Consider the following 26,462-nt stretch of genomic DNA (forward strand, 5'->3'; position numbering starts at 1 on the left):
ACAGGCTCTTTTTTTTGATAAAGTTTTAAAAAACCTGCTTTATTTCATCCTAATTTATCTATTACCTATTCTTAATAGGAGATAATATGGTTAGCAGTGTTTTCGAATTGTTCAAAATAGGCATTGGGCCTTCGTCCTCCCACACGATGGGGCCCATGATCGCCGCCGCCGATTTCATTCAAGCGCTGGACAAAAAACAGGTAAGCCGGATTGTGGTTACCCTTTTCGGCTCTTTGGCACTGACCGGACGCGGCCATGCCACCGATCGTGCGATTTTATTAGGTCTATCCGGTGAAAGACCGGATCAAGTCAATGTCGACGACATCGAACCGATTATCAGCCGTATTCAACAGGAAAAAGCTCTCCATTTTGCAAATGGAGACATCATTCCCTTTGACCCTGACAAAGACATCCTTTGGGAAAAGAAAAAACGGTTATCCTTTCATTCCAATGCGATGCATTTTGTCGCCTACAACCATAAAAACCATATTCTCCTTGAGAACACAGCCTATTCTATCGGAGGTGGGACAATTGTTGAACGCGCCCCAGAAGAGGGCGCAAAATTGCCGCCACAACTACAAGATGAAGATATCCCCTATCCGTATCATTCCGCGCGGGACTTACTGGAAATCGCTATCGAAACGGGGCTTTCCATTGCCGACATCCAACGCCAGAATGAATTGGCAAGCCTCAGTGAAGAAGAATTAACGCAAGGCATTGAACGCATTGCCCAAACTATGGAAGAATGCATCGAACGCGGGATGAGTGAAACCGGCGTTCTGCCGGGCGGTTTGCGGGTCAGACGACGCGCCCCTGCCCTTTATGCCCGATTAAAAGCGATCCATAGCGATCGCGCCATTGACCCTCTAGCGGCTTTGGATTGGATCAATCTTTGGGCTTTGGCTGTTAATGAAGAAAATGCTTCGGGTGGTCGAATTGTTACTGCGCCAACCAACGGAGCAGCTGGCATCATTCCTGCTGTTTTGCGTTATTATCGCCGTTTCATCCAAGGTGACATCACAAAAGGGATTGAAAATTTTCTGCTAACCGCAACCGCTATTGGCGCGCTATTCAAGGAAAACGCTTCCATTTCGGGGGCAGAGGTCGGCTGTCAGGGTGAAGTCGGGGTCGCTTGCTCAATGGCTGCCGCTGGTTTTGCTGCGGCCTTGGATGCGTCTCCTCGCCAGATAGAAAATGCCGCTGAAATCGGCATGGAACATAATCTTGGCTTAACCTGCGATCCTATTGGAGGATTAGTGCAGGTGCCTTGCATTGAAAGAAATGCGGTTGGCTCAATCAAGGCAATCGAAGCAGCACGCTTGGCGATGATTGGGGACGGTAATCATCGCGTCAGTCTCGATCAGGTTATTGAGACGATGCTCCGAACTGGCCTTGATATGAATGCTAATTACAAGGAAACCTCACAAGGAGGATTAGCCCTCTGTTAAAGGGCTATTCCTCCTTTGGAAAAGGTTAGAAAGAGTTATGAACCGAGAACATGAAACTTCTCGGTGTGCCATAATAGTTATAATAATTCACATTACCCAAACGGGAATAATAGCGGGTATCGCTCAAATTGTTGACCGTCACCGAAATTTCGAATTTCGGGCTAAGCTGGTAACCGATTTGAGCGGATCCGATGATATAACCCGGTTGAGTAACCGTACGGGTTGTGCCAAAAGTAGAGCTTTGGGCATTAAGACCGCCGCCGAAACTTAAAATATTTTTGTCGGAAGATTTTCCCAAAGCAAAGCGGTAATGCGTCCATAATTTGAACAAATGAGCAGGCGTATTCGACGTATAACGCGAACCGACCGGTAAAGTGCTACCAATAGCCTTCATGAGACGGTTATCATTATAGGTATAGCCGAAATTGATATCGAGGCCTTTCATCGGTTGCCCGATAATTTCGGTATCGAAACCTTGGCTCCGCACTAAACCAGCCGCTTCATAACAGGTCGAACTTTGCGATGGACCACAATCCATCCGACCATCTTCAGTCGCACGCGCCAAATTATGCTGCATAATACGATAAGCCGCAAAACTGGCATGCAGCTTTCCACGGAACCATGATCCCTTGATTCCGGCCTCCATTTGCTGCCCCTGCAATGGTTTAATCCGCGTTCCCGCTTCAGTATATCCACCCTGAGGTGAAAAAATATCCGTATAGCTGAAATAAGAAGTCAGATTAGGCGTCATATGCCAGACGACACCGGCATAAGGCGTCAAATGATTTCCGACATGCTGCTGGATTTTGGTAGGCGTACCTGCGATCAAATTTTTCAGCTTATAGGTATAGCTGCTCAATCTTCCGCCCAACAAAATTTGAACAGGCTTAATTACTTCAATCTGGGCAGAGGCATATAAACCTTTTTGGACGAAAGGTTCTCTATAATAAGAGGTCAAATCTCCTGAAAGCAGATTTTGTGGAAGAACTGGATTAAAGATATCCTGATTAGTTAACTGAGGATTTTTGCTATAGGTCGCAGAACCACTACCATCTCTTTCAAGATTGTAGCTATAGTTAGCCCCAACCAAGAAGATATGCTTCCGATTAAAGAGATGAACGGGGCCCGTCACATATAAATCAACGTCATCATATCTTTCTTTATCGATAGCCTTCGTGAGATTAAAAGACCCCTTCATTGTTTGGGGATCAAGCTTGCTCAGCAAGCTATATTCTTGGGAAGAATTGGTATAGCGATGCCGCCCCGCCAAACGAACCTGCCAACCTTTTCCAAGATGGCGCTCAAAATCAGCAGACAGCTCATACATTGGGGACTGACTTTTATTCCAACTGGCACCGACATAGCTTGAAACCGGCAGGTTTAGATCCGAACCATTGCTAGCACGCGGCAATCCCATAAAACGGGTAGTCTTATTTTTTTGTCCAGCAGCCGTCAGGGTTAAAGTCGTTTTGTCATCAAAATGGAAATCAATGGCACCATATCCAGTCCAACGCTGGTCATGGCCGGGTTTATAGTAATAATCCTGACTGGTGCCAGCCATGACAATACGGCCATTGATTGTCCCTGCTTTATTAAGCGGGCCTGTCACATCAAAATAGCCATGCAGATTATTCCATGCCCCTACCGATCCACCGGTTTCGACATGAAATTTGTTCAAAGGCCGCTTGTGAACCATATTGATGACACCACCCGGGGAACCACCCCCTTGGAAAATACCATCAGGCCCGCGCAAAATTTCCATACGATCATAAATGCTCAGATCAAATTGCTGGGCAAAAGACGTCCCACCGAAAGATGGGATACTGTCAAATTGAGTATTCATGGAATAGCCACGAGACATAAATCCCGAAGTGCCATCACCATAATTATTAACCGTGACCCCAGGCACCTGATTCAAAGCCTCGTTAACAGTATTCAAATTCTGATCCAGCATCTGTTGCTTAGTCATAACAGACACTGACTGCGGAATATCTTCCAATCGTTGAATCCGCTTACCGATAGTAACCCCTTTTACGGCATAACTATTACTGCCGTCGGTAGTAGCTTTGGGACGATCGGCTTCAACGATTAAATCACGAATAGATAACTCATCCTCTGATCCCCTATCTTGGTGACCATGGTGATGACCGTGAGGGTGCTCGTCATGATAAGAATCTGCATGATGGTCGCGATCTTCGTGATGATGGCGATGATGCCGTCCCGACATAGAATCATCCGACCGCTCGGATTCCATATTTTCTTGAGGAAAGGATGCTGTTTCAGAAAAAGCTGCGGTCGATATGGCGCCTAGACAAAAACAAGGGAACAGCCAACCAATATTGCGTCTCAAAAAAGCATAGGAACGGCGACGAGGTGGTTCCAAAAAATTCATAGATAGAACCTTAAAATCAAAGGCTTGCAGATTTTAAAAACGGAAGCAGATTTCTCGAAATATACATAGACCCCCCTTAAAAACATATTATCTTATAATAAGAATATACCAATATGACAAAAAACAATAATTTAGCATATTATTAGATAATATTGTTTAGCAACAATGATTTATTATTCTAAATATGATATTGCAAATCAATATCATATTCAAGAGGTTTTCTAATGAAAGAATGTCAGAAAATATAAAATAATAAAAAAAGAGGGTTGTCTATATAATAAACAGAGACAAAAAAATTTTAAAATAAAATTACTATAAAGAGGATTAAATTATAAAAAATATCTTTACTTATAAAAGATATGTTATTTTTTAATCAGGAGATCGCTCATTTTAAAAATTTAATATCTCAAATCAGAGACAGCATAATAGATAGCGATATTTCTTGGATGGTGATCCCTACGGGAATCGAACCCGTGTTTTCGCCGTGAGAGGGCGACGTCCTAGACCGCTAGACGAAGGGACCAGCAGAGAAGCGCGGGATAGTCCACCCCGCCCTTCCCGTCAACTATAAAAGCCGCCTAGAACAAATCGGCAACTTGAAAGGCCATTTCCAAAGCCTGATCGCGACTTAAGCGCGGATCACAATGCGTCATATAACGCCGTTTCAGGTCTTCTTCGCTCAATCCAGCGCTGCCACCGATGCATTCGGTTACATCCAAACCTGTCATTTCAAGATGGATACCACCGGCATAGGTGCCTTCTGCCTGATGAACAGCAAAGAAGCCTTTGACTTCATCAAGGATGCGTTCAAATGGTCGGGTTTTCTGACCTTCGCTGGTGGTTGTGCCATTGCCATGCATAGGATCACAAATCCATGCGACAGGACGACCTTCCGCCTTAACGGCCCGAACCAAAGTAGGCAGATGCTTTTCGATCTTGTCCGCACCATAACGGGTAATCAAGGTGATACGACCGGCTTCACGGGACGGATCAAGGACATCCAACAAGCGCAACAGCTCATCAGCTTCCAAATTGGGGCCACATTTCAAACCGATGGGGTTATCAATACCGCGCAAAAATTCGACATGAGCCGAACCTTCAAAACGGGTGCGATCACCAATCCACAAGAAATGACCGGATGTGGCATAATCCAATCCATAGTCGCAATCGCTCCGCACCATGGCTTCTTCATAAGGCAGATGCAAAGCCTCATGGCTGGTAAAGCATGGCGCGGCATATCCGTTACCAAAACCGCCACAGCTCTGGGCAAAACGGAACGCATCGCCCATTTCAGCGACCAGACCACGCCATGAATCATCTGCCCATGAACGGCTATTCACAAAGTCATGCAGACCGTTAAAGGCATATTCCCATTTGTCATCACCGGCTTGGGTATAGGCACGGATCAAATTAAGGGTGATGGCCGATTGGGCATGTCCGGCCAACAGACGATCTGGGTCGGGCAAACGCGCTTCTTCGGTAAAAGAAATATCGTTGACGTTATCGCCACGATAGCTTGGCAAAGAAACGCCATCTTTTTCTTCCATGTTGGAAGAACGCGGCTTGGCAAACTGACCTGCAATCCGCCCGATGCGGACAACGGGCTTACCAGAAGCATAGGAAACAACGGCATCCATCCATAACAGGGCAGACAGAGTTGCACGCACAGATTCAGCCGAGAAATCGCGGAAACTTTCGGCACAGTCACCGCCTTGGACAACAAAGGCTTTGCCCTTGGCAACATCGGCCAATTTTTCTTTTAACAGTCGGGCTTCTGAACCCAAAATCAAAGGCGGGTAAGAAGATAACTGATCTAAAGCCTTATCCAGTTTATCGTTATCTGGATAAATCGGTAATTGTCGCGCTTCAAAATCGCGCCAACTATCTGGCGTCCAGTCTGTTACCATTATTATTCCTTTCAAGCTGCGCAAAGGCGGTTCATCAGTTTTCTATTCGGCAGGAGCGTTCTTTCTGTCAGAGAAAAGCTCTGGCAAAAAACTCAGGCATTCCATTCAGGCCGCCATTCCCACCCCAAAGGATCACCATCAAGAACGTCAATACCGGCTTCGGAAAGACGATCTCTGATGGCATCGGATGCCGCAAAATCTTTTTCTTTCCGTTTCAATTGCCGTTCTTCTAATAGATCCAAAACGTTATTTTCCTGTAAAGATGCGTTTTTGGGGCGGATATTGAGACTTGCCCGATCCAGATGCAGAAGATTGAGTCCCAATATCATGTCCATAGAGGCAATCAATCGTAACTGCTCTTCTGGTTGTAATTTTTTATTGCCAAGCGTTTCTTCCAGCAATGGCAAAGCCTGCGGCAACATCAAATCATTGGAAACAGCCAGATCAAAAAGTTCCAATATAGCCAAAGCCTCTTTTTTCAAAGGCGCTTCAATCAAACCCCGCTGATAATCAAGCGGCGCCCCTTTACTAAATGATCTTTCATCAAAAGCCCGCAACCAATCTGGTTCACCGTCAGCAACCACCTTTTTCTGGACTTTCTTTTTCAGCTGACCGACGGCAATGACCAACCGTTTCAAACGGGTTAAAGCCGCCAGAATATTATCTGGTGAAAACTCTAACTCGGAACGGTAATGGGCTGACAAGCATAATACCCGATAAGCCAAAGGATGGATACCCGCTTCTATCAAGGTAGAAAGGGTCAAGAAACTACCCTTTGACTTCGACATTTTACCGCTACGATCCACCAGAAAATTGTTATGGAGCCAGAAATTCGCACCTGTTTTCTGCTGGTCACCAGTAAAGGCCTGATTCTGGGCGATCTCGTTGCAGTGATGAATCTCGCGATGGTCAATCCCACCGGTATGGATATCGAATTGCTCACCCAGATATTTCATGCTCATCACCGAGCATTCCAGATGCCATCCTGGCGCACCCGGGCCCCAAGGAGAAATCCATTCCATCTGGCGCTTTTCATCAGGAGAAGAACGCCGCCACAAAGCAAAATCAGCAGGATGCTTCTTACCGGCAACGGTTTCAATCCGCCCAACACCTTCGGCCTCACGATGACCGGCCAGTAATCCATACTCTTTTAAACGGCTGGTATCGAAATAAAGACCGCTATCCAGTTGATAGGTAAATCCGGCCTCTTCTATTTTTCGGGCAAAGGCAATCATATCCTCGATATGGTCGGTAGCAATGCTCCAGATAGTCGGATTAAAAATATTCAGATTTTTTAGATCAGACCAAAAGGCTTCGGTATAAAAGCGGGCAACATCCCATATTGTTTTTTGGGCTTTATGGGCGGCGGCTTCCATTTTATCGTCACCGGTATCACTGTCAGAAGTCAGATGCCCGACATCGGTGATATTGATGACATGATTGACCGGATAGCCTTTCCAGTTCAGCATCCGCCGCAAACTATCGGTAAAGACATAAGCCCGTAAATTTCCGAGATGGGCAAAATTATAAACAGTTGGGCCACAGCTATAAAGACGCACACGCTCTGGATCGATAGGGGTAAAATTTTCGATCTTTTTGGAAAGGCTGTTAAAAAACAGAACCGGTGCGGAAGGCTTGGCCATCTGTCGTCCCTAATAAATAAAATACTATTCTTGCTGATAAGGAGGATAGGAAAGGTAAACCACGCCTTGCCTCAAAAACAAGAGAGAATGGCTTTTACCCGTTTTTGCACCAGATATATATAGAATAAGGCGGGCATCTAACAGATACCCGCCTAAAATTCTGTATTGATATAAACCGCAGAAGCCTGCCGCTTATATCAATCAAGGAAGAAAAAGCCGATTATTTACCGACTTTGTTCTTCAGATCGTTCGCAGCATCGGTAGCTACATTGTCAACGCTTTCAGCAGCGTTGGCAGCAGCCGTGCTAACGTCGGTTGCGAAATTGTCGATTGCGCCGTTGTCAACGGAGACAACAGAGTTGTCAGCCGTGTTAGCAGCTTCAGTGTTTTCAGCCGGTTTGTTGCAAGCAGCAACAGCCATCAGACCGGCGGCGGCAAAAATGATGCCAAGCTTCTTCATGAGAGTAGCTCCAGTTTTGTTAATAACGGGCCCGGTCCGAAACGCCGTGCCCCATTGGCTCCCAATAGCGATTCATTTCCAATAATCAATCAGGAAGAAAGCCTTTTCGACCTCTATTGGTCGCAAATTTGTGATTTCGAGGCAAAAAAGCTACAAAATAGAACAAGTTTTTTGAATAGAAGCTGATTATCACCCCTATTACTTCGATTTTATTTTAAAAATTTCGACAAAAAATGACGTTGTAAACGCTTTTGCGCTTTCGAGTCAGAATCGGGAAATAAAATAAAAACTTATAAGTTTCCTTATTATTGGTTTTTCTTGCAAGAATCACCGCATCGCCAATATCCTGTTTCTCGATGAAGAAGAAAATTTTTCAGGACGTTTTTTCAGATTTCTGTTCTTCCTTTTTAGCCCTTAGGGTGTATTCGCATAAAAATGGTTTTTCACGCAAAAATGCGAAATATTATTAACAATAAAAATAATATAATTTTACAAAAGACAAGGCGACCACGCCTTTCATCACCAAAATAAGGCGTAGAATTTTAGAAGACTTATCTATACAGGGTAAGGGTGATTTTTCTTCTTTTTAAAAACAACCAAACAAAGACACTGATGACCGCATTTTTTGGGGATCAGGATTTGCCAATATAACAAAGCTTCGCTAATTTAGACGATATTTTCCCTTTTTCGCCAAATCTCGGAGACGTCATGGCCGTCCAGTATAGTTATGTCATGAAAGGTCTGACCAAGACTTTTCCCGGCGCTAAAAAACCTGTTCTGAATAATATTCACCTGCAATTTTTACCCGGAACCAAAATCGCCATTATCGGTGTGAATGGTGCCGGTAAATCGACCTTGATGAAAATCATGGCCGGTATGGACACCGAATTTCAGGGTGAAGCATGGGCAGCGGAAGGAATCCGCGTCGGCTATCTCCCACAGGAACCAGACCTTGACCCGACAAAGGATGTCAAAGGCAATGTGATGGACGGCGTTCGCGAAATCGCGGATCTGGTCGATCGCTTTAACGAAATCTCGACCTTAATGGCCGATCCGCCTGCGGATGCCGATTTTGACGCCCTGATGACTGAAATGGGCGAATTACAGGAACGGATTGACACTGTTGACGGCTGGACATTGGACAACCAGCTTGAAATCGCCATGGAAGCTCTGCGTTGCCCTCCCGGCGATGCCGATGTTACCAAACTTTCCGGTGGTGAACGCCGCCGCGTTGCGCTTTGCCGCTTGCTGTTGGAAAAACCCGAAATCCTGTTGCTAGATGAACCGACCAACCATCTTGATGCCGAAAGCGTCGCATGGCTGGAAAATCATCTGAAAGAATATCCGGGCAACGTCATTCTGGTTACCCATGACCGTTACTTCTTGGATAATGTCGTTGGTTGGGTGCTGGAAATCGACCGTGGTCGCGGTATTCCGTTTGAAGGCAACTATTCTGCATGGTTAGAAGCCCAGTCGAAACGACTGGAGCAGGAAGAACGCGAAGAAGAAGGCCGTCAAAAAGCCATCCAGCAGGAATTGCAGTGGATTAGACAAAGCCCGAAAGCGCGTCAGACCAAGAGCAAAGCCCGTATCAAGGCTTTTGAAGAATTGGTTGAAAAGCAAAATGACCGCCGCCCGGGTGCGGCTCAGATCATGATCCAGATTCCGGAACGCTTGGGCAGCAAAGTTATCGAAGCACGCGGCCTGACCAAAAGCTTCGGTGAGAAAAAGCTGTTTGAAGATCTGAGCTTCACGCTGCCCCCCGGTGGTATTGTTGGCGTGATCGGTGCCAATGGTGCCGGTAAAACGACGCTGTTCAAACTGATTACCGGACAAGAAAAACCGGATGCCGGTGAAATCGAAGTCGGGCCCACGGTGCAGCTTGGCTATGTCGATCAAAGCCGCGACCATCTCGACGATAAAAAGAATGTCTGGGAAGAAGTTTCCGACGGTCTTGATCGCTTCACCTTCGGTAAGCATGAAATCGCTACCCGCGCTTATGTCGGTGCCTTTAATTTCAAAGGCTCGGATCAGCAGAAAAAAGTTGGCCAGTTATCAGGCGGTGAAAGAAACCGCGTCCATATGGCCAAAATGCTGAAAGAAGGCGGAAACGTTTTGCTGTTGGATGAACCGACCAACGATCTTGACGTTGAAACCCTGCGTGCTTTGGAAGAAGCCTTGGAAAACTTCGCTGGTTGCGCCGTAGTTATCAGCCATGACCGTTTCTTCCTTGACCGCTTGGCAACCCATATCCTCGCTTTTGAAGGCGACGGCCATGTCGAATGGTTTGAAGGTAACTTCGAATCCTATGAAGAAGACAAACGCCGCCGCTTGGGTGATGCCGCTGACCGCTCCAGCGCACAGGCCTATAAAAAATTAACTCGCAACTAATCATGTTGCCTCTGTCCTGACCGGATTTTCCGGTCGGGACAGTTTTTATCTTATCCCTAGAATCGCGGATACTTTCTTAAAGTATCTGCTCTCCCTCCATCCGCGTTACTAGCTCTCATAAACTGACGAGCGGAAAACGCCTTACCGTCTTGTCCTAGCGGCGGCGATTCCTACAATCGATTCCAAGCCTAATTATCCAACAACGACCTACTCAAAAAAAAGAACCGGCCATAAAATGACCGGCTCCTTGTGCTTTCATTCAGAAGAGAGAGCGCTCTCTTCCAAAATGACAAATCAATAACGATAATGATCCGGCTTGAACGGGCCATTGACCGGAACACCGATATAATCAGCCTGTTTCTGGGTAAGCTTGCTCAAATGAACGCCCAATTTCGGGAGATGCAAAGCTGCAACCTTTTCATCAAGATGCTTCGGCAACATGTAAACATCTTTCTGATATTTATCCGTGTTGCAGAACAGCTCAATCTGCGCCAACACCTGATTGGTGAAGCTGGCTGACATCACAAAGCTTGGGTGACCCGTGGCACATCCCAGATTGACCAAACGGCCCTTAGCCAGAACGATGATTTCCTTACCATCAGGGAATTTAACCAGATCAACCTGCGGTTTGATTTCAGTCCATTCCATGTTGGCGAGCGAATTGATCTGAATTTCACTGTCGAAATGACCGATATTGCAGACAATCGCATGCTGCTTCATGGCGCGCATGTGATCGAGCGTAATAATATCGGCATTACCGGTGCAGGTAACGAAAATATCAGCTCGCGGTGCCGCTTCTTCCAAGGTAACGACTTCATAGCCTTCCATGGCGGCCTGAAGCGCACAGATCGGATCGACTTCGGTTACCAGAACACGCGCGCCACCATTCCGCAAGGAAGCGGCAGAGCCTTTACCCACATCACCGAAACCGGCGACACAAGCCACTTTACCGGCCAACATCACGTCGGTTGCGCGGCGGATGGCATCGACCAAAGATTCTTTACAACCATAGAGATTGTCGAATTTTGACTTGGTCACGGAATCGTTGACGTTAATCGCTGGGAAAAGCAATTCGCCTTTCTTGGCAATTTCATACAAACGATGAACACCAGTCGTGGTTTCTTCGGAAACACCCTTAATGGCTTTTGCGGTTTTGGTTAAGAAACCGGGGGTTGCAGCAACCCGACGACGAACCGTTTTCTGGAAGATTTCTTCTTCTTCATTCTGCGGCGCAGGGAATTCAACACCCGCTTCCAGCTTGGCACCCCACAGAACGAACATGGTCGCATCGCCACCATCATCCAAAATCATATTGGCGGTTTCACCCTTACCCCAATCGAAAATACGATCGACATAATCCCAATATTCTTCCAAAGATTCGCCTTTAACGGCAAAAACCGGAATATTCTGTTCGGCAATGGCCGCTGCCGCGTGATCCTGCGTGGAAAAGATATTGCAGGAAGCCCAACGCACTTCTGCCCCCAAATCGACCAGCGTTTCAATCAAAACAGCGGTTTGGATGGTCATATGCAAAGAACCGGTGATCCGCGCGCCTTTTAACGGCTTTTTAGCGGCATATTCTTCCCGCAAAGCCATCAGACCGGGCATTTCACCTTCGGCGATATCAATTTCTTTACGCCCCCAGCCAGCAAGGCTGATGTCACGGACAATATAAGGCTCATTAGCCATAAATGAAGTCTCCTAAGAAAAGGCTAGTCGGCAATCAAATTTCAAAATATATCCGGCGGGTGCTTCAGCTGTCTTCTGCCAACAGATAAAAAACGCTTTCACAAGCAAAGGCTGGAATCACATTTCTCATCTGCTCGGAAGGCTATATTTCCCCATATTCGGATAGCTGTAACGTGAGATAACCTGACATGTAAACATTAAGAATATAAAAATATAAATAATTCTTTATGTAAAGTGGCAAGCTGCTCTTCTTCGATATCAGATATCAAGATAAACTGTTGTATCTTCTCCATAGAATTTTGAATATTGCTTTCTTCGCTGGCCAAAAACCCTTAAACGGTTGGTTTTATGCCCCTTTAGACGTATAGGCTCTGCATATGTCCATTCGTCCTTGGCGCCATATAGAGCGCCGCAAATCGCGCAAGATCATGGTTGGTAATGTAGCTGTCGGTGGCGATGCCCCGATCAGTGTCCAGACCATGACAAACACCCCGACCGTCGATGCTCAAGCCACGATCGCCCAGATCAAACGCTGCGAAGCTGTCGGTGTCGATCTTATTCGGGTATCCTGTCCCGATAAAGAATCCACCGCCGCTTTAAAGGACATTGTCCGCGCAGCCGAAGTGCCGATCATCGCGGACATCCATTTTCACTATAAACGCGCTTTAGAAGCCGCTGATGCAGGGGCAGCCTGCCTTCGCATCAATCCTGGCAATATCGGTTCCTCCGAACGCGTTGCCGAAGTTGTCCGCGCGGCAAAAGCCAATGGCTGCGCCATCCGTATCGGTGTGAATGCCGGTAGCCTTGAAAAAGAGCTACTCGAAAAATATGGCGAGCCCTGCCCCGATGCGCTGGTTGAAAGCGCCCTTAACCATATTAAATTATTACAAGACCAAGATTTCCATGAATTCAAGGTAGCCGTAAAGGCTTCCGATGTTTTCTTGGCAGTTGCTTCTTATAAAGCGCTAGCGAAAGCTGTCGATTGCCCGCTCCATCTCGGTATCACCGAAGCCGGTGGCCTTATTGGCGGAACCGTTAAATCCGCTCTGGGTATCGGTAATCTGTTGTGGGATGGTATCGGCGATACGTTACGCGTTTCGCTTTCCGCTGATCCCGAGCAGGAAGTGCGGGTCGGCTACGACATTCTCAAGACTTTGGATCTTCGCACTCGTGGTGTTCGGGTTGTTTCCTGCCCCAGCTGTGCAAGACAAGGCTTTGATGTTGTCAAAACGGTCAAGGCTCTGGAAGAAAGACTGGCCCATATTGCTACGCCAATTTCGCTTTCTATTCTGGGCTGCGTGGTGAACGGGCCCGGCGAAGCACGGGAAACCGATATCGGCGTTACCGGTGGCGGTCAGGGTAAGCATATGGTCTTCTTGTCCGGTGTCACCGATCATACCGTCGAAGATGCCAAAATGCTCGATCACATCGTTTCCTTGGTCGAAGCCAAAGCAGCCGAAATCGAAGCCGAAAAAGCAAAAGAGAAGGCGGCCACGGTCGCCGCCGAATAATCTCGTTATAACAAATTTACTTCTCGTTATCCCTGCTCATTTTGGGCAGGGATACAGAACCACCTGTTAAAATTCTGTTTTCATTCAACAGAAAAGCCTTTCTTACAAAAGGCAGATACAAAGCCTCGTTAAATTAGGCCACCATCTAAGATTCTATCAATCTTTCTTCTTATAAATCTCGACAATTTTATCCACCAGCTCCAAGGCTTCTTCTCTTGAACGCTGGAAAACATTCCGTCCCATAATTGAACCAAAGCCGCCACCGTCGCGAATAGCTTCGGCTTCTTTAAAAAGCTCATCTGGCGTTTTTGCTTCGCCACCTGAAAAGACTACCATACGCCGACCTGCAAAAGCTGATTCCATAATATGGGAAACACGGTTAGCTAATGGTGCCCAGTCTTTTCCTGAATAAGCTGGGATAGCTTCAGGCTGTTCGATATGAGAAGTCGGTAATTTCACCTTGATAATATGACCACCAATCTGGGCAGCGATATGCACAGCATAGGCACTGACATCCAAGGCCGTTTCGCCTCTTTTGGTCAATCGTCCACCGCGTGGATAGGCCCAAATAACGGTTGCCAATCCGCATCTTTTGGCTTCTGCCGCAATATGGCGGAATTCTTCAATCTGCTCAAAGATAATATCGGAACCGGGATAAATCGTAAAACCAACCGCCGAACATCCCAATCTTAACGCATCGCCGACACAAGAAGTGACCGCCTGATCGTTCACAGAGGACCAACTATTCGAAGAGTTCATCTTCAAAATAGTCGGTATTTGACCGGCAAAAGTCGCTGCTCCCGTTTCCAGCATCCCAAGCGGTGCCGCAAAAGCAGAAAACCCGCCATCAATTGCTAATTTATAATGATATTGGGGATCATATCCGGCGGGATTAGGATAAAAACTGCGCGCAGGGCCATGTTCTAAACCTTGATCGACCGGCAAAATAATCAGCTTGCCAGTGCCACCCAAACGGCCATGATTCAAAATACGAGCAAGATTAGCCTTTGTCCCGGGATTATCACTTTCATAAAGATCAAGAATAGCTTTTACTTCGGGAGTAATAGACATCACAGCGCTCCTTCCCTTGGGATATAAGGTAACAGCCCCGGCATATCTAGCTGTATCAGTAAAATAACGCTTTCGGCTGAAAACTTAATTTGACGGTTACCTGAGCAACTCTTTTTAACCTGATAAGAGAATCAGTCACCCGTTTTTTCTGTCATATAGAAAGATACTATAAGGTTATAGCATCAGAGCTACAGAGTTAGCTTCTTCTTAAATAAAAAATTTTAAAGTTTTTCTAAAAAATTAGACAAAGATTTGCTTTAACAAGAAAGAATAATCGCCTTATTAGTGATCATTGCTGCTTAAAATAAAATCATGGGCAAAAATAATGGCTATATTCTTAATTTATTTTGCTCAATTGATGTGATTAAACCTTAAAAAATAATCACCATTTTCTTTTACCCAAACAGGTCGCAGGTCGCAGGTCGCAGGTCGCAGGTCGCAGGTCGCAGGTCGCAGGTCGCAGGTCGCAGGTCGCAGGTCGCAGGTCGCAGGTCGCAGGTCGCAGGTCGCAGGTCGCAGGTCGCAGGTCGCAGGTCGCAGGTCGCAGGTCGCAGGTCGCAGGTCGCAGGTTAATTTTTTAAAAAGAAGAGGCAAGCCTAAAAAGCCTCTTTTATCTAAAAAAGACAAAAAAAGGGCGACTTAAAAAAGCCGCCCCCTTCTTCTGGAAAATTAAGCTTCGAGGGCTTTAACACCCGGCAGCTCTTTACCTTCCATCCATTCAAGGAAAGCACCACCAGCCGTTGAGACAAAGCTAAAGTCTTTTGCCACACCAGCATGGTTAAGAGCGGCAACCGTGTCACCACCACCAGCAACAGAGATCAAAGAACCGGCTTTGGTCAAAGCAGCGGCTTCCTTAGCGAGAGCAACCGTGGCTTTATCGAAAGGTTCAATTTCGAAAGCGCCCAACGGGCCATTCCAGACCAAGGTCTTGGAAGCTTTCAGAACTTCGGTCAAAGCAGCGACGGCTTTCGGGCCAACGTCAAGGATCATTTCGTCAGCAGCAACGTCGCTGACCGGAATGGTACGGATCGGCGGATTGGCTTTGAATTCCTTGGCGACAACGACATCGCTCGGAAGATGGATTTTGCAGCCCGTTTTTTCAGCAGCAGCGAAAATACCTTTAACGGTATCTTTCAGCTCATGCTCACAAAGCGATTTACCAACATCAACACCCTGAGCAGCGAGGAAGGTATTAGCCATACCACCACCGATGATCAGATGGTCAACCTTGGAAACAAGGTTGGTCAGAACGTCGAGCTTGGTAGAAACTTTAGCACCACCGACAACGGCTGCGACCGGATGGGTCGGCTTACCAAGGGCAGCTTCAAGAGCTTCTAATTCTTTCTGCATGGCACGACCAGCGAAAGCAGGCAGCTTGTGAGCCAGACCTTCGGTCGAAACATGGGCGCGGTGAGCAGCCGAGAAAGCATCATTGACATAGAAATCGCCGAGCTTAGCTACTTCTGCTGCCAGAGCCGGATCATTCTTTTCTTCACCAGCATAGAAGCGGGTGTTTTCAAGAAGAGCAACGGCACCAGGATTCAGGGCATCAACGGCTTTTGCTGCAGCTTCACCTTTGATGTCATTGATGAAGTGAACCGGACGACCCAGAACGCCAGCCAGCGCATCTTTGATGCGAGCCAAGGACATTTCAGGATTCGGCTGACCTTTTGGACGACCGAAGTGAGCCAGAATAAGGACTTTGGCGCCCTTTTCAGCCAATTCATTAACGGTCGGGATTGCAGCGCGCAGACGAGTATCATCCGTAACGCGATCGCCATCCATAGGAACGTTCAGATCTTCGCGAACAAGAACGCGCTTACCTTTGACGTCACCAATATCATCTAATGTACGAAAAGCCATTATATCCTCCTTTTGGCCGCCTTATATCATAAAGCGGATCTGATAACGGAGACAGCCTCCTTACGAGACCCAGCTATAACGGATATATCCCATAACGGGCCTGTATCAGGAGGTTAATGCTGCAATCAGCTTAATAACTAACTGCAGTAATTAAGAGGCATCCCGCCCCTTGCCACAAGGACAAAAAGCGGGACAACCCTTTTACCGATAAGATCGCAAAAACTAGAGCGTTTTAGCCATCTGAGCAGCGGTATCGACCATACGATTGGAGAAGCCCCATTCGTTGTCATACCATGCAACAACGCGAGCCAGCTTACCTTCGAGAACAGCCGTTTCACGGCTATCAACGGTGGAGCTGTGCGGATCGGAGTAGAAGTCACGGGAAACGAGGGGTTCGTCGGTGTAACCGAGAACGCCAGTCATATCACCGGTGTCAGCAGCGGCTTTAAGAACGCTGTTGATTTCTTCTGCGGTCGTGTCACGCTGCGGAACGAAGGTGAAGTCAACAAGGCTGACATCCGGGGTCGGGACGCGGATGGAGATACCATCCAGCTTACCTTTGAGTTCCGGGATCACGAGAGCAACAGCGCGGGCAGCACCGGTGCTGGTCGGGATCATGGAAGCGCTGGCCGTGCGGGCACGACGCAGATCAGAATGGATCTGATCGAGGATGCGCTGATCGTTGGTGAAGCTGTGAACGGTGGTCATCAAACCACGAACGATACCGATTTTCTGCTGAAGAACATGCAGAACCGGAGCCAAGCAGTTGGTGGTGCAAGATGCGTTGGAAACGATCTTGTCATCTGCGGTCAGGTCTTTGTGGTTCACACCATAAACAACGGTGCGATCAACATCGCCTTTAGCCGGAGCAGAAATCAGAACCTTCTTGGCACCTGCGGTCAGATGAGCAGAAGCTTTTTCGGTGTTGGTGAAGATACCCGTGCATTCCATCACGATATCAACGCCAAGCTTTTTGTGCGGCAGATTGGCCGGATCACGTTCAGCGGTGACAACAATTTTCTTGCCATCGATGACCATGTCGTTACCTTCGGTGGTAACGGTACCCGGATAGGTGCCATGTGCACTGTCACGCTTGAACAAGAAAGCGTTGCCTTCAACGCTACCCAGGTCATTGATGGTAACCAGTTCAAGTCCAGAATCCGGACGCGACAGAATTGCACGCGCAGCCAGACGGCCGATACGGCCGAAGCCATTAATCGCAACTTTAACCGCCATGTTTATTCTCCTAACTTATTAAGTAGCTATTATATTCCATAGCTATTTTTTAACGTGCCGACTTACCGGCGATCGCGGCCAACACCTTGTTCGTGATGCCGACTGCGGTCAAGCCGAAATGAGCATATAGATCATTCGCCGGGGCCGATGCACCAAAAACATCAATACCATAACGAAGACCATTTATTCCAGTATACCGTTCCCAGCCAATTGTCGTCCCTGCTTCGATCGAAACGCGTAAAATTGTCGATTGAGGCTGATCGGGCAAAACGTCATTACGATAGGATTCGGGTTGTTGATCGAACAAGGTCCAACTCGGCATCGACACGACATCTGCCCCAAAACCTGCTGTTTCTAGGAGGTCTGCGACCTCAACAGCCAAGGAAACCTCTGATCCTGTTGCCATCAAAATAACCCGCCTTTTGGCAACAGCCGACCGGAGACGATAAGCCCCGCGCGCCGAAAGATTTTCATCCGCCGATTCGCGTAGCAACGGTAAGTTCTGACGGGACAAAACTATTAATGAGGGGCCATCAATATTTTTCAAGGCCAGTTCCCAACATTCTGCCGTTTCAACCGAATCAGCAGGCCGGAAAACTCTTAAATTAGGAATCAAACGCAAAGACATAACTTGTTCAATCGGCTGATGAGTCGGGCCATCTTCCCCAACACCGATCGAATCATGGGTCATGACATAGACGACTCTTGTCTTTTGCAAAGCCGACAGTCGGATTGCAGGGCGGCTATAATCAGAAAAGGCAAGGAAAGTACCGCCATAAGGAATAACCCCACCATGAAGGGCCAGACCATTCATCACCGTCGCCATCCCGAATTCACGAATACCGTAATGGATGTAGCGACCGCCATAATCAGCTGACGATAGGGTCGTCATGCCCTTGGGCTTGGTATTATTAGACGGCGTAAGATCAGCCGAACCGCCAACCAATTCCGGTAACTGACGAATCAGAACGCTCAAAGCCATTTCCGAGGCTTTACGAGTTGCCATCGGCATAGCCGAGCTGATGATATTGTTCTTATGGTCTGTCAGATCAAAATCTTGCGGCAACTGCCCCTTAGTGATCCGCAAAAATTCGTCTTTATCTTTATTCGCCTCAAGGCGCTCTTTCCATGCGTGATATTCGTCAAGATGACGCGTGCCCAGTTCTTTCCATTTTTTCAGGATGTGATGGGGGACAGTAAAGTCAGGGCTAGTCCATTCCAAAGCCTCACGGGTCAACAGAATTTCTTCTTCCCCTAATGGCGTTCCATGAGCGGCCGCCGTCCCCTGTTTTCCTGGGGAACCATAACCAATCGTTGTCCGGCAAGCGATCAAGGAAGGTCTAGGATCAGCAATAGCTTCATCCATGGCCTTGATAATGGATTCTGTATTATGACCATCACAAGCCACAACATGCCAACCACAGGCACGATGACGCGCCATCACGTCTTCTTTGCGTGAAATAGTAACGTCACCATCGATGGTGATACCGTTATCATCCCACAAAACATTAAGATTTCCTAAGCCCAGTCTAGCCGCAATCCCAACAACTTCATGGTTAATACCTTCCATCAGGCATCCGTCACCGGCAATGGTCCAAACACGGTGATTAACGATATCTTCACCGAATTGAGCCTTCAAATGACGTTCAGCCAAGGCCATTCCAGCCGCCATCCCGATTCCCTGTCCCAGAGGGCCCGTAGTTGCTTCAACCCCTGACAGCAAAGTATTTTCAGGATGACCCGCGCAACGGCTACCCAGCTGCCGGAAATTCTGGATGTCCTCTAAGCTAGGTTCATCATATCCAGTCAAATATAACAGGGAATAAAGCAGCATACATCCATGACCACCGGACAAGACAAAGCGGTCACGATCCGGCCATGTCGGATCTTTGGGGTTAAATTTTAAATAGCGCCCAAAGAGGATGGTTGCGACATCTGCCATACCCATCGGCAACCCCGGATGCCCGCTATTAGCGGCCTGGATAGCATCCATCGACAAGGCACGAATGGCATTAGCGAGGTGTCGATACGGAACAGACATTACAAGATACCTAAAAAATTGGAAGAAAAGGTCGATATTTCCGGCCAAAAATGACAGAAACTGGAAGACGCGGCTTTATTAGTCTTTTGCCACCGGAAAGGTCAACATGCCGGACAGCCACGCACGACAAAGAATAACCTTTAGATGCAAAAAACCCTATAAAAACAATAAAAGGCCATATTGAGGCATAGCCTCAACATGCTATGGGCTAGATATGCCTCAAGATCGTCTTTCACATGCCCTTAACCGTCTGTCACAGGCTCTTATCCGTCTGGAAGAAGCAGACCACCGGCGTATAGCCGATCATGATATTGCTGCGCGTTACCAAAAATTACGCGAAGCGACTGAACAGGCCTTGGCTCGTATCGACAGTCTTCTGTCTGGAAACATCCAAGAATCCTATAAAAGCTCTTTCCCAACAAAAGAAGATAGAGAAAAGCTGGCAGACAGTCTGTCTGATGCGAAAGCCTCAGAAGCCTCTCAAGAAAAGAAATAAAAAGCTACCTTCGGAATCATCCGCCCTCTCACAAAAGCAAGAGCCATAAATTATAAATAATGAGTGGCAAAATATCTAACGGCTCCTATTGTTGCAGTTGTCAAAATGGACATCGTGGAATCATTAAAAATCTGCCTGCGTGATTGAATATAGGCAGGCAAGAACCAACATTACTTTCTCTTATCCATCCTAGGCGGGGGAATAGAAAGTATGGCACAGAATAGTGAGCAATTAGTTCGGCAGGTTTTTGAAACGCTTAGCGACTTCAACCGTCCGGCAGAAGAAATGCTGGCTTTTTTTACAGAAGATTATCGCCAACTTGTTGACGGCAAAGAATTAGGGCTTAATGATTTTCTTATTCATATCAAAGCCTTGCGCCAAAAATTAAAAGCACTCGAAATTGATATTCAGCATATCATCAGTAATAATGATGCGGCGGCAACCGTGCATATTGCCCATGTCACTCGGGCTTCTGGTGAGAAAAGCCGGATCAAAGTCGTCGCTTTTTACAGCTTTCGAGATGGAAAAATTGCCTTTGTTGACGAATTAACGCATCCGCTTGAAGGCAAAGAAGGGGATCAAGCGCTAGGCTCAGTTCAATAAGATTCTTTCATTATAGTAAAAAAACAGGTCTTCAAGCCGTTAACTCTATTACCCTGCCAATGCACGTCCCCTGTCATTGGCAGAGACCTAAAAGCTCTGTATTTTATCCTGTAATTGTTGCGTTTATAAAGGGATAAAGTGACGAAGGTGACTGTTCCACAAAACCGGCAACATTGAAGACAGGAACAGATTATGGCGCAAGTAGATATAATAATTGGCGGGCGTAATTATCAGCTGGCCTGCCGCGATGGTGATGAAAACCGCCTTCGCTTCCTTGCTGATATTGTCGATAAAGAAGTCGCAAAGGTCAGCGAACAACTCCATGTCGCAGGCGATATCAGACGTTTAATGCTGGCCTCTTTGTTGCTGGCCGATCAAAATGAAGACATCAAAAGCGAAGCCAGCGATGCAGAATCCCAAAATCAACAGCTCCAGCAGCAAAAAGATCAACTGACGGAAAGCCTAAAACTTTGTCAGGAAAAGCTAAAAATGGAGCAAGAGGAAAAAGAACGACTGGCAGTTTTGATCGAAGACTATGCAGAAAGAATGGAAAATATCGTAAATCGCCTTGATGATGAAGCGCAAGCATCCTAAATAGGCAGACGGCGGTTCTGCGCGGTGCGCGCTCTAGCAATTATCCCTGAGGCTATAAATACATCCAAGGGAGCTGTCCCTGTTCGAATCTTGGTTCGATGCATACGGTGCCCACCTGACGTTTGGGCGTCAGTGGATATTCAAGCAAACGGCCTGGCAGCGGTTCCGCCACTTTAATATACAGGTCAATGACACTGTTTTTCTTAGAATGACCGCATCCAATAGCGGATTATAATTCTGCGATCTCTCTTATCGCTCTTCAAACCATACGGACAGAGCATTGGTCTAACTAACCAGACTAATCGACTCGAAATATTTCTCAGCATCGTTAACTGTCGAGCTAAATAGCGATGGGGCTTCACAAAAAACAGGTCACCCTTTTTCTATTTTGCATCCTCATACCCACCCGTCTCAAATCAGCTTAGAATTTTCAGCGAACAGACAAAAAAATCCCTGTTCTGACGAACAGAACAGGGACAGGGAACAAGGGTAAACTAGGGAGTAAGCAAAATAAGAATTATTCCGCGGCAGGAAGGTAGATTTCCCCGCCTTTTTCTTTGAACTGATCGCTCATTTCTTCCATGCCTTGCGCGGCGAATTCACGAACTTCCTGCGTGATTTTCATCGAGCAGAATTTCGGGCCACACATCGAACAGAAATGGGCAGCTTTCGCCCCTTCTGCGGGCAAGGTCTGATCATGGAAGGATTCTGCGGTATCGGGATCGAGGCTCAAATTGAACTGATCTTTCCACCGGAATTCAAAACGCGCGCGAGACAAAGCATTATCGCGGAAATGCGCTGTCGGATGCCCTTTCGCCAAGTCAGCTGCATGCGCCGCCAGCTTATAGGTCACAACACCGACTTTCACATCATCACGGTCAGGCAAACCTAAATGTTCTTTCGGGGTAACATAGCACAGCATCGCCGTGCCATACCATCCGATCATGGCCGCACCGATTGCCGAGGTGATATGATCGTAACCAGGGGCGATATCCGTCGTCAACGGCCCCAAGGTGTAGAAAGGCGCTTCATGGCAAGCGACCAATTCCTTATCCATATTCGGCTTGATCTTGTGCATCGGGACATGACCCGGGCCTTCAATCATAACCTGAACATCATGCTTCCATGCAATTTTGGTCAATTCGCCCAATGTTTCCAATTCAGCGAATTGGGCGCGATCATTGGCATCCGCAATACAACCCGGACGCAAACCATCGCCCAAAGAAAAGGCAATATCATAGCGTTTCAGGATTTCGCAGATGTCTTCAAAATGGGTGTAGAGGAAATTTTCCTGATGATGTGCCAAACACCATTTTGCCATGATCGAACCGCCGCGGCTGACAATACCGGTAATACGGTTTGCCGTTAACGGAATATAGGCCAAACGAACACCGGCATGAATGGTGAAATAATCAACACCCTGCTCGGCTTGTTCGATCAAGGTATCTCTGAAAACTTCCCATGTCAGATTTTCAGCAATACCATTTACTTTTTCCAAAGCCTGATAAATCGGCACCGTTCCAATCGGAACAGGACTATTCCGCAAAATCCATTCGCGAGTATCGTGGATATTCCGTCCAGTGGACAGATCCATCACCGTGTCGGCACCCCAACGAATGGCCCAGACCATTTTTTCGACTTCGGCTGCGACATCCGAGGCCACTGCTGAATTACCGATATTGGCGTTGATTTTAACCAGAAAATTCCGGCCAATAATCATCGGTTCTGCTTCAGGATGGTTGATATTGGCGGCAATAACTGCACGACCTTCGGCGATTTCGTCACGAACAAATTCAGGCGTGATAAAATCAGGAATATTCGCGCCAAAACTTTCGCCATCACGGATCATCGCCTCTTTCATCTGGGCACGACCGCAATTTTCACGAATAGCAATATATTCCATTTCCGGCGTGACAATGCCTTTTTTGGCATAATGCATCTGGGTGACATTGGCACCCGCTTTGGCACGCAAAGGATGATGGTTTACATTGGGGAAAGGTGGCACGCCGCCCGAACGATCAGGGCCCAACTGGCCATTATCTTCGGGTTTAATTTCGCGACCTTCGTAACTTTCAACATCACCGCGCGCCAAAATCCATTCACGGCGAAGCGGTTTTAAACCAGCGGCAATGTCGATTTTAATATTGGGATCAGTATAAGGTCCCGAACAATCATAGACACGAACGGGTGGTTCATTGGCAGAAGGCTCAAGGTCGATTTCGCGCATAGCCACGCGAATGCCATTTTTACCTTCAACGTAAATTTTACGGGAACCACGAATCGGACCGGTCGTGACGTGACCGGGAATATTCTGATCGGAAATATCAGCCATTTATGCATCCTTCTTGCAGGTCAACCATCAGGCCGACCGGAAAAAGGCTTTCGGCCGACGGATAAGAAGCAAGGTCTGATGCCTTCCCTCCCTACGCCGGTGTTAAGCCGGATCAGGTTCGACGGGTTAGAGCAATCAGCTCATTCTCAGCCGTATTTATACGGCCCCCCGGGGATGCCTCTGTCATTACGCCGAAAGGAAAAGGATAGCAACCCGATCAAATGACTTTTGCCGATAAAAAACGATTTCACATACATGTTTTGCAACAAAAAAGAACGATACAAATAAACCACACTCAGAATATGAAACATAAATGACATTTTGTTGAAATATTGATGCAAAAATCAGCTCTTATCCCCTTCCTGCAATCAAGTTACAGGGGATACAATCTGTGCGCAAAATCGCTTTTTCATGTTGTTGGCTTACGCTTTCCTCTCTTCTTCCCGGCATTGCTTTAGGGGCAACGCCTAGCCTTGAAAAAGCGCAGACAGAGACAACAAAAGCAGACTCAGTCCCCGAAGTAACGAATAAAACAACAAATGGGAAAGAGGCCGATAAAGGGGCTGACCTTGTTGTTACCGCACGGCAGACCCATTCCGAGCAAAGCGTCAGCCATGTTGAAATACAGCGTCTTCTTCCCGGCTTAAATCCGGTAAAAGCCATTGCTATTTTACCAGGGGTTGTTTTCACCAATGCTGATCCATGGGGAAATAATGAACAGAATTCCTCCCTTTTTATTCATGGATTCAGCAAAAACCAACTTGGTTACACAATGGATGGAGTGCCGTTAGGTGACCAGGATTATGGCAATTACAATGGCTTATCACCCCAGCGGGCAATGATTAGTGAAAACACAAAATCTGCCTCACTTTCATCCGGTGCGGGCGCGCTTGGGACGGCCTCAACCAGCAATCTTGGCGGTACTTTAGAATTTCTAACCAGCGATCCCCTCTCACGGGCAGGCGGACAGATAAGCCAAACTTTTGGCAGTTATTCCACCTATCGAACCTTTGCGCGTATCGACACTGGCGAATTTGGAGACGGGAACAAAGCCTATGTGTCATGGGCAAGACAAGATGCCAAAGCATGGGATTTTAACGGGCATCAAGGGGGCAATCAGGTCAATGCCAAATTCATTCACCAAGATGATAGTAACAAGCTGACCCTCTATTTCGATTGGTCAAAAAAGATCGAACCCAATGAAGATGGCGTTGTTATGCCTAGTTCGATTTATGTCCGGCCATCCATGTATCCCGATTTTAATTATGCCCAAAATTATCTTTCAGCGAGTGGAGCAACGCCTGCTGCCGCTGGATTGAATTATCGAAATTATTATTCTGATGCCCAACGCGAAGATTTCTTGGGCTATATAAAATTCACTCATGATTTCAGCGATAATGTTTCATGGGATAATCAATTCTATTATCATCATAACGCTGGTGTCGGTGTCGTCGCAGGCCCCATTCAAGCCGCCGGACTTCCCGCCTTATTCGAAGCCTATTTCCCCGGACAAAATTTAAAATCTGTTTTTGGTAATTCGGGTTATGCGACACGGACAACCGAATATCTCGATAATCGAGGCGGCTTAATGTCCACCTTGCATTATAAAACGGGTAAACATTCTATCGAAGTCGGCGGTTGGTATGAACGTAATGACAATACCCAAGCCCGAAACTGGTATGCGCTCGATGTTAATTCTCCCTCAACCCCCTATCAAAGACCGAAAAACCCGCTTATCCGACAATATAAAAACGCTTTTTATACAGACACTTTTGTAACCCATCTTCAGGATACATGGCGAATAACCCATAATCTGACCTTACAGGCCGGTTTTAAATCTGAATTAGTCTATACCGATGGGAAATTACCGATTGCCGCCCTCCCCGGCTCTCTTTCTCCCAAAAACGCGATTACTGTTCCGGGTGGTAAAATTTCAGCGACCAAACCCTTCCTTCCAGCCTTTGGCGCGTTATGGAATGTCACGCCTCACGAACAGCTTTTTGCCAATATTCAAGAAAATATGCGTAGTTTTGAAGCTGCAGGCTATGGCAATGCTACACCTTGGGGCGTTACCAGTCAGGAAGCCTTTGAAGACTTTAAAAAACACGGCAAGCCTGAAACCTCATGGACCTATGAAACGGGTATCCGCACCAACCGAGAGGTTCATTTCGGGCCCCTCACCCATTTCAGTGGACAGCTTGAATATTACCATGTCCATTTTTCCAATCGGCTCTTGGCCGTTTCAACCACCCAAACCAATTCTTCGATCGTCGGCAGCGCAACCATCCTGACCAATGTCGGTTCAGTGACGACAGATGGTATGGATTTGTCCTTCACGATGAAATTCGGGCCTCATTTCTCTGTCTATAATGCCCTTTCCTATAACCGTTCGGTCTATAACGATAACTACAATAACGGCAGTTCCGAAGTCATGACCGCAGGCAAACGCGTAGCCGGTGTTCCCGACTGGACAGAAAAATTCGTAGGCAGCTTTGAATGGGGTAATTTCTCGGCACAGATCACCGGCGATATTATCGGCAAACGTCCGGCCACCTTTACCAATGATTTATCCGCCGGTTCCTATATGATTTACGGCCTCAATGCGGGCTATACTTTCCATAATATTCCCCATGTCCGTGATTTACGTATCCAAGGCAATATTACTAACCTGACGAATGAAAAAGGCTGGTCAACCCTTGGAACCAATCAAGCCTCTGGCCAATATACTGCATTCCCTATTGCGCCCCGTATGTTCTTCATCACGGTTCAGGCCGGTTTCTAATTT

The 26,462-nt window shown here is 47.0% G+C and carries 17 protein-coding genes, 1 tRNA gene and 1 riboswitch; of the genes, 7 read left to right on the plus strand and 11 right to left on the minus strand.

Annotated features, from left to right (window positions below):
* The first annotated feature begins 86 nt into the window (after nucleotides 1-86).
* Nucleotides 87-1,448: an L-serine ammonia-lyase gene (locus ZMOB_RS03370; RefSeq protein WP_012817453.1), complete on the plus strand. Its 1,362-nt coding sequence runs from the start codon at nucleotides 87-89 to the stop codon at nucleotides 1,446-1,448.
* A gap of 25 nt (nucleotides 1,449-1,473) precedes the next feature.
* Here ZMOB_RS03370 and ZMOB_RS03375 read toward each other — a convergent pair whose 3' ends face one another.
* The 5 genes from ZMOB_RS03375 to ZMOB_RS03395 form a co-directional block, all read right to left on the minus strand.
* On the minus strand, nucleotides 1,474-3,840 hold the full coding sequence (locus tag ZMOB_RS03375) for a TonB-dependent siderophore receptor (protein WP_014500638.1): 2,367 nt from the start codon (nucleotides 3,838-3,840) through the stop codon (nucleotides 1,474-1,476).
* Between the two features lie 447 nt (nucleotides 3,841-4,287).
* Nucleotides 4,288-4,363 (minus strand) — tRNA-Glu (locus ZMOB_RS03380).
* Between the two features lie 55 nt (nucleotides 4,364-4,418).
* Nucleotides 4,419-5,747 (minus strand): 3-deoxy-7-phosphoheptulonate synthase class II, encoded by a 1,329-nt coding sequence (locus ZMOB_RS03385; RefSeq protein WP_014500639.1) that lies wholly within the window; start codon nucleotides 5,745-5,747, stop codon nucleotides 4,419-4,421.
* A 92-nt stretch (nucleotides 5,748-5,839) separates the two neighbouring features.
* The gene (gene cysS, locus ZMOB_RS03390; protein WP_014500640.1) at nucleotides 5,840-7,390 is read right to left on the minus strand and encodes a cysteine--tRNA ligase; all 1,551 of its coding nucleotides are present in this window, start codon (nucleotides 7,388-7,390) and stop codon (nucleotides 5,840-5,842) included.
* 220 nt (nucleotides 7,391-7,610) lie between these two features.
* The gene (locus tag ZMOB_RS03395; protein ID WP_011240138.1) at nucleotides 7,611-7,850 is read right to left on the minus strand and encodes a hypothetical protein; all 240 of its coding nucleotides are present in this window, start codon (nucleotides 7,848-7,850) and stop codon (nucleotides 7,611-7,613) included.
* 708 nt (nucleotides 7,851-8,558) lie between these two features.
* Here ZMOB_RS03395 and ettA point away from each other — a divergent pair.
* The gene (ettA, locus tag ZMOB_RS03400) at nucleotides 8,559-10,241 is read left to right on the plus strand and encodes an energy-dependent translational throttle protein EttA (RefSeq protein ID WP_011240137.1); all 1,683 of its coding nucleotides are present in this window, start codon (nucleotides 8,559-8,561) and stop codon (nucleotides 10,239-10,241) included.
* A 294-nt stretch (nucleotides 10,242-10,535) separates the two neighbouring features.
* On the opposite strand, the gene ahcY is transcribed toward ettA, so the two are convergent.
* Entirely contained in the window at nucleotides 10,536-11,930 is a 1,395-nt protein-coding gene (ahcY, locus tag ZMOB_RS03405; protein WP_012817455.1) for an adenosylhomocysteinase, read from the minus strand.
* A 377-nt stretch (nucleotides 11,931-12,307) separates the two neighbouring features.
* On the opposite strand from ahcY, the gene ispG reads away from it, so the two are divergent.
* On the plus strand, nucleotides 12,308-13,441 hold the full coding sequence (gene ispG, locus ZMOB_RS03410; protein WP_011240135.1) for a flavodoxin-dependent (E)-4-hydroxy-3-methylbut-2-enyl-diphosphate synthase: 1,134 nt from the start codon (nucleotides 12,308-12,310) through the stop codon (nucleotides 13,439-13,441).
* Nucleotides 13,442-13,597: 156 nt separating this feature from the next.
* On the opposite strand, the gene ZMOB_RS03415 is transcribed toward ispG, so the two are convergent.
* From ZMOB_RS03415 to tkt, 4 genes are all read right to left on the minus strand, one after another.
* Nucleotides 13,598-14,512: a class I fructose-bisphosphate aldolase gene (locus ZMOB_RS03415; RefSeq protein ID WP_011240134.1), complete on the minus strand. Its 915-nt coding sequence runs from the start codon at nucleotides 14,510-14,512 to the stop codon at nucleotides 13,598-13,600.
* 669 nt (nucleotides 14,513-15,181) lie between these two features.
* A complete protein-coding gene (locus tag ZMOB_RS03420) occupies nucleotides 15,182-16,375 on the minus strand; it encodes a phosphoglycerate kinase (RefSeq protein WP_011240133.1) in 1,194 nt (397 codons plus the stop codon).
* Nucleotides 16,376-16,597: 222 nt separating this feature from the next.
* Nucleotides 16,598-17,611 carry a type I glyceraldehyde-3-phosphate dehydrogenase gene (gene gap, locus ZMOB_RS03425; protein WP_011240132.1) on the minus strand — a complete coding sequence of 338 codons (1,014 nt, stop codon included), beginning with the start codon at nucleotides 17,609-17,611 and terminating at the stop codon, nucleotides 16,598-16,600.
* A 49-nt stretch (nucleotides 17,612-17,660) separates the two neighbouring features.
* On the minus strand, nucleotides 17,661-19,652 hold the full coding sequence (gene tkt / locus ZMOB_RS03430; RefSeq protein WP_014500641.1) for a transketolase: 1,992 nt from the start codon (nucleotides 19,650-19,652) through the stop codon (nucleotides 17,661-17,663).
* Nucleotides 19,653-19,866: 214 nt separating this feature from the next.
* Here tkt and ZMOB_RS03435 point away from each other — a divergent pair, with 214 nt between their 5' ends.
* From ZMOB_RS03435 to ZMOB_RS03445, 3 genes are all read left to right on the plus strand, one after another.
* Nucleotides 19,867-20,148 carry a hypothetical protein gene (locus ZMOB_RS03435; protein WP_012817458.1) on the plus strand — a complete coding sequence of 94 codons (282 nt, stop codon included), beginning with the start codon at nucleotides 19,867-19,869 and terminating at the stop codon, nucleotides 20,146-20,148.
* A gap of 210 nt (nucleotides 20,149-20,358) precedes the next feature.
* Nucleotides 20,359-20,751, plus strand: coding sequence for a nuclear transport factor 2 family protein (locus tag ZMOB_RS03440; protein ID WP_014500642.1), 393 nt, complete (start codon nucleotides 20,359-20,361; stop codon nucleotides 20,749-20,751).
* Between the two features lie 192 nt (nucleotides 20,752-20,943).
* Entirely contained in the window at nucleotides 20,944-21,345 is a 402-nt protein-coding gene (locus ZMOB_RS03445; RefSeq protein WP_014500643.1) for a cell division protein ZapA, read from the plus strand.
* Nucleotides 21,346-21,862: 517 nt separating this feature from the next.
* Here ZMOB_RS03445 and thiC read toward each other — a convergent pair.
* Nucleotides 21,863-23,677 (minus strand): phosphomethylpyrimidine synthase ThiC, encoded by a 1,815-nt coding sequence (gene thiC, locus ZMOB_RS03450; protein WP_014500644.1) that lies wholly within the window; start codon nucleotides 23,675-23,677, stop codon nucleotides 21,863-21,865.
* A gap of 71 nt (nucleotides 23,678-23,748) precedes the next feature.
* Nucleotides 23,749-23,858: riboswitch (TPP riboswitch) on the minus strand.
* Between the two features lie 210 nt (nucleotides 23,859-24,068).
* Here thiC and ZMOB_RS03455 point away from each other — a divergent pair.
* Nucleotides 24,069-26,459 (plus strand): TonB-dependent receptor, encoded by a 2,391-nt coding sequence (locus tag ZMOB_RS03455; RefSeq protein ID WP_014500645.1) that lies wholly within the window; start codon nucleotides 24,069-24,071, stop codon nucleotides 26,457-26,459.
* Nucleotides 26,460-26,462 lie beyond the last annotated feature (3 nt).

This window comes from Zymomonas mobilis subsp. mobilis ATCC 10988 (assembly GCF_000175255.2).
In the GTDB taxonomy this organism is placed as follows: Bacteria; Pseudomonadota; Alphaproteobacteria; order Sphingomonadales; family Sphingomonadaceae; genus Zymomonas; species Zymomonas mobilis.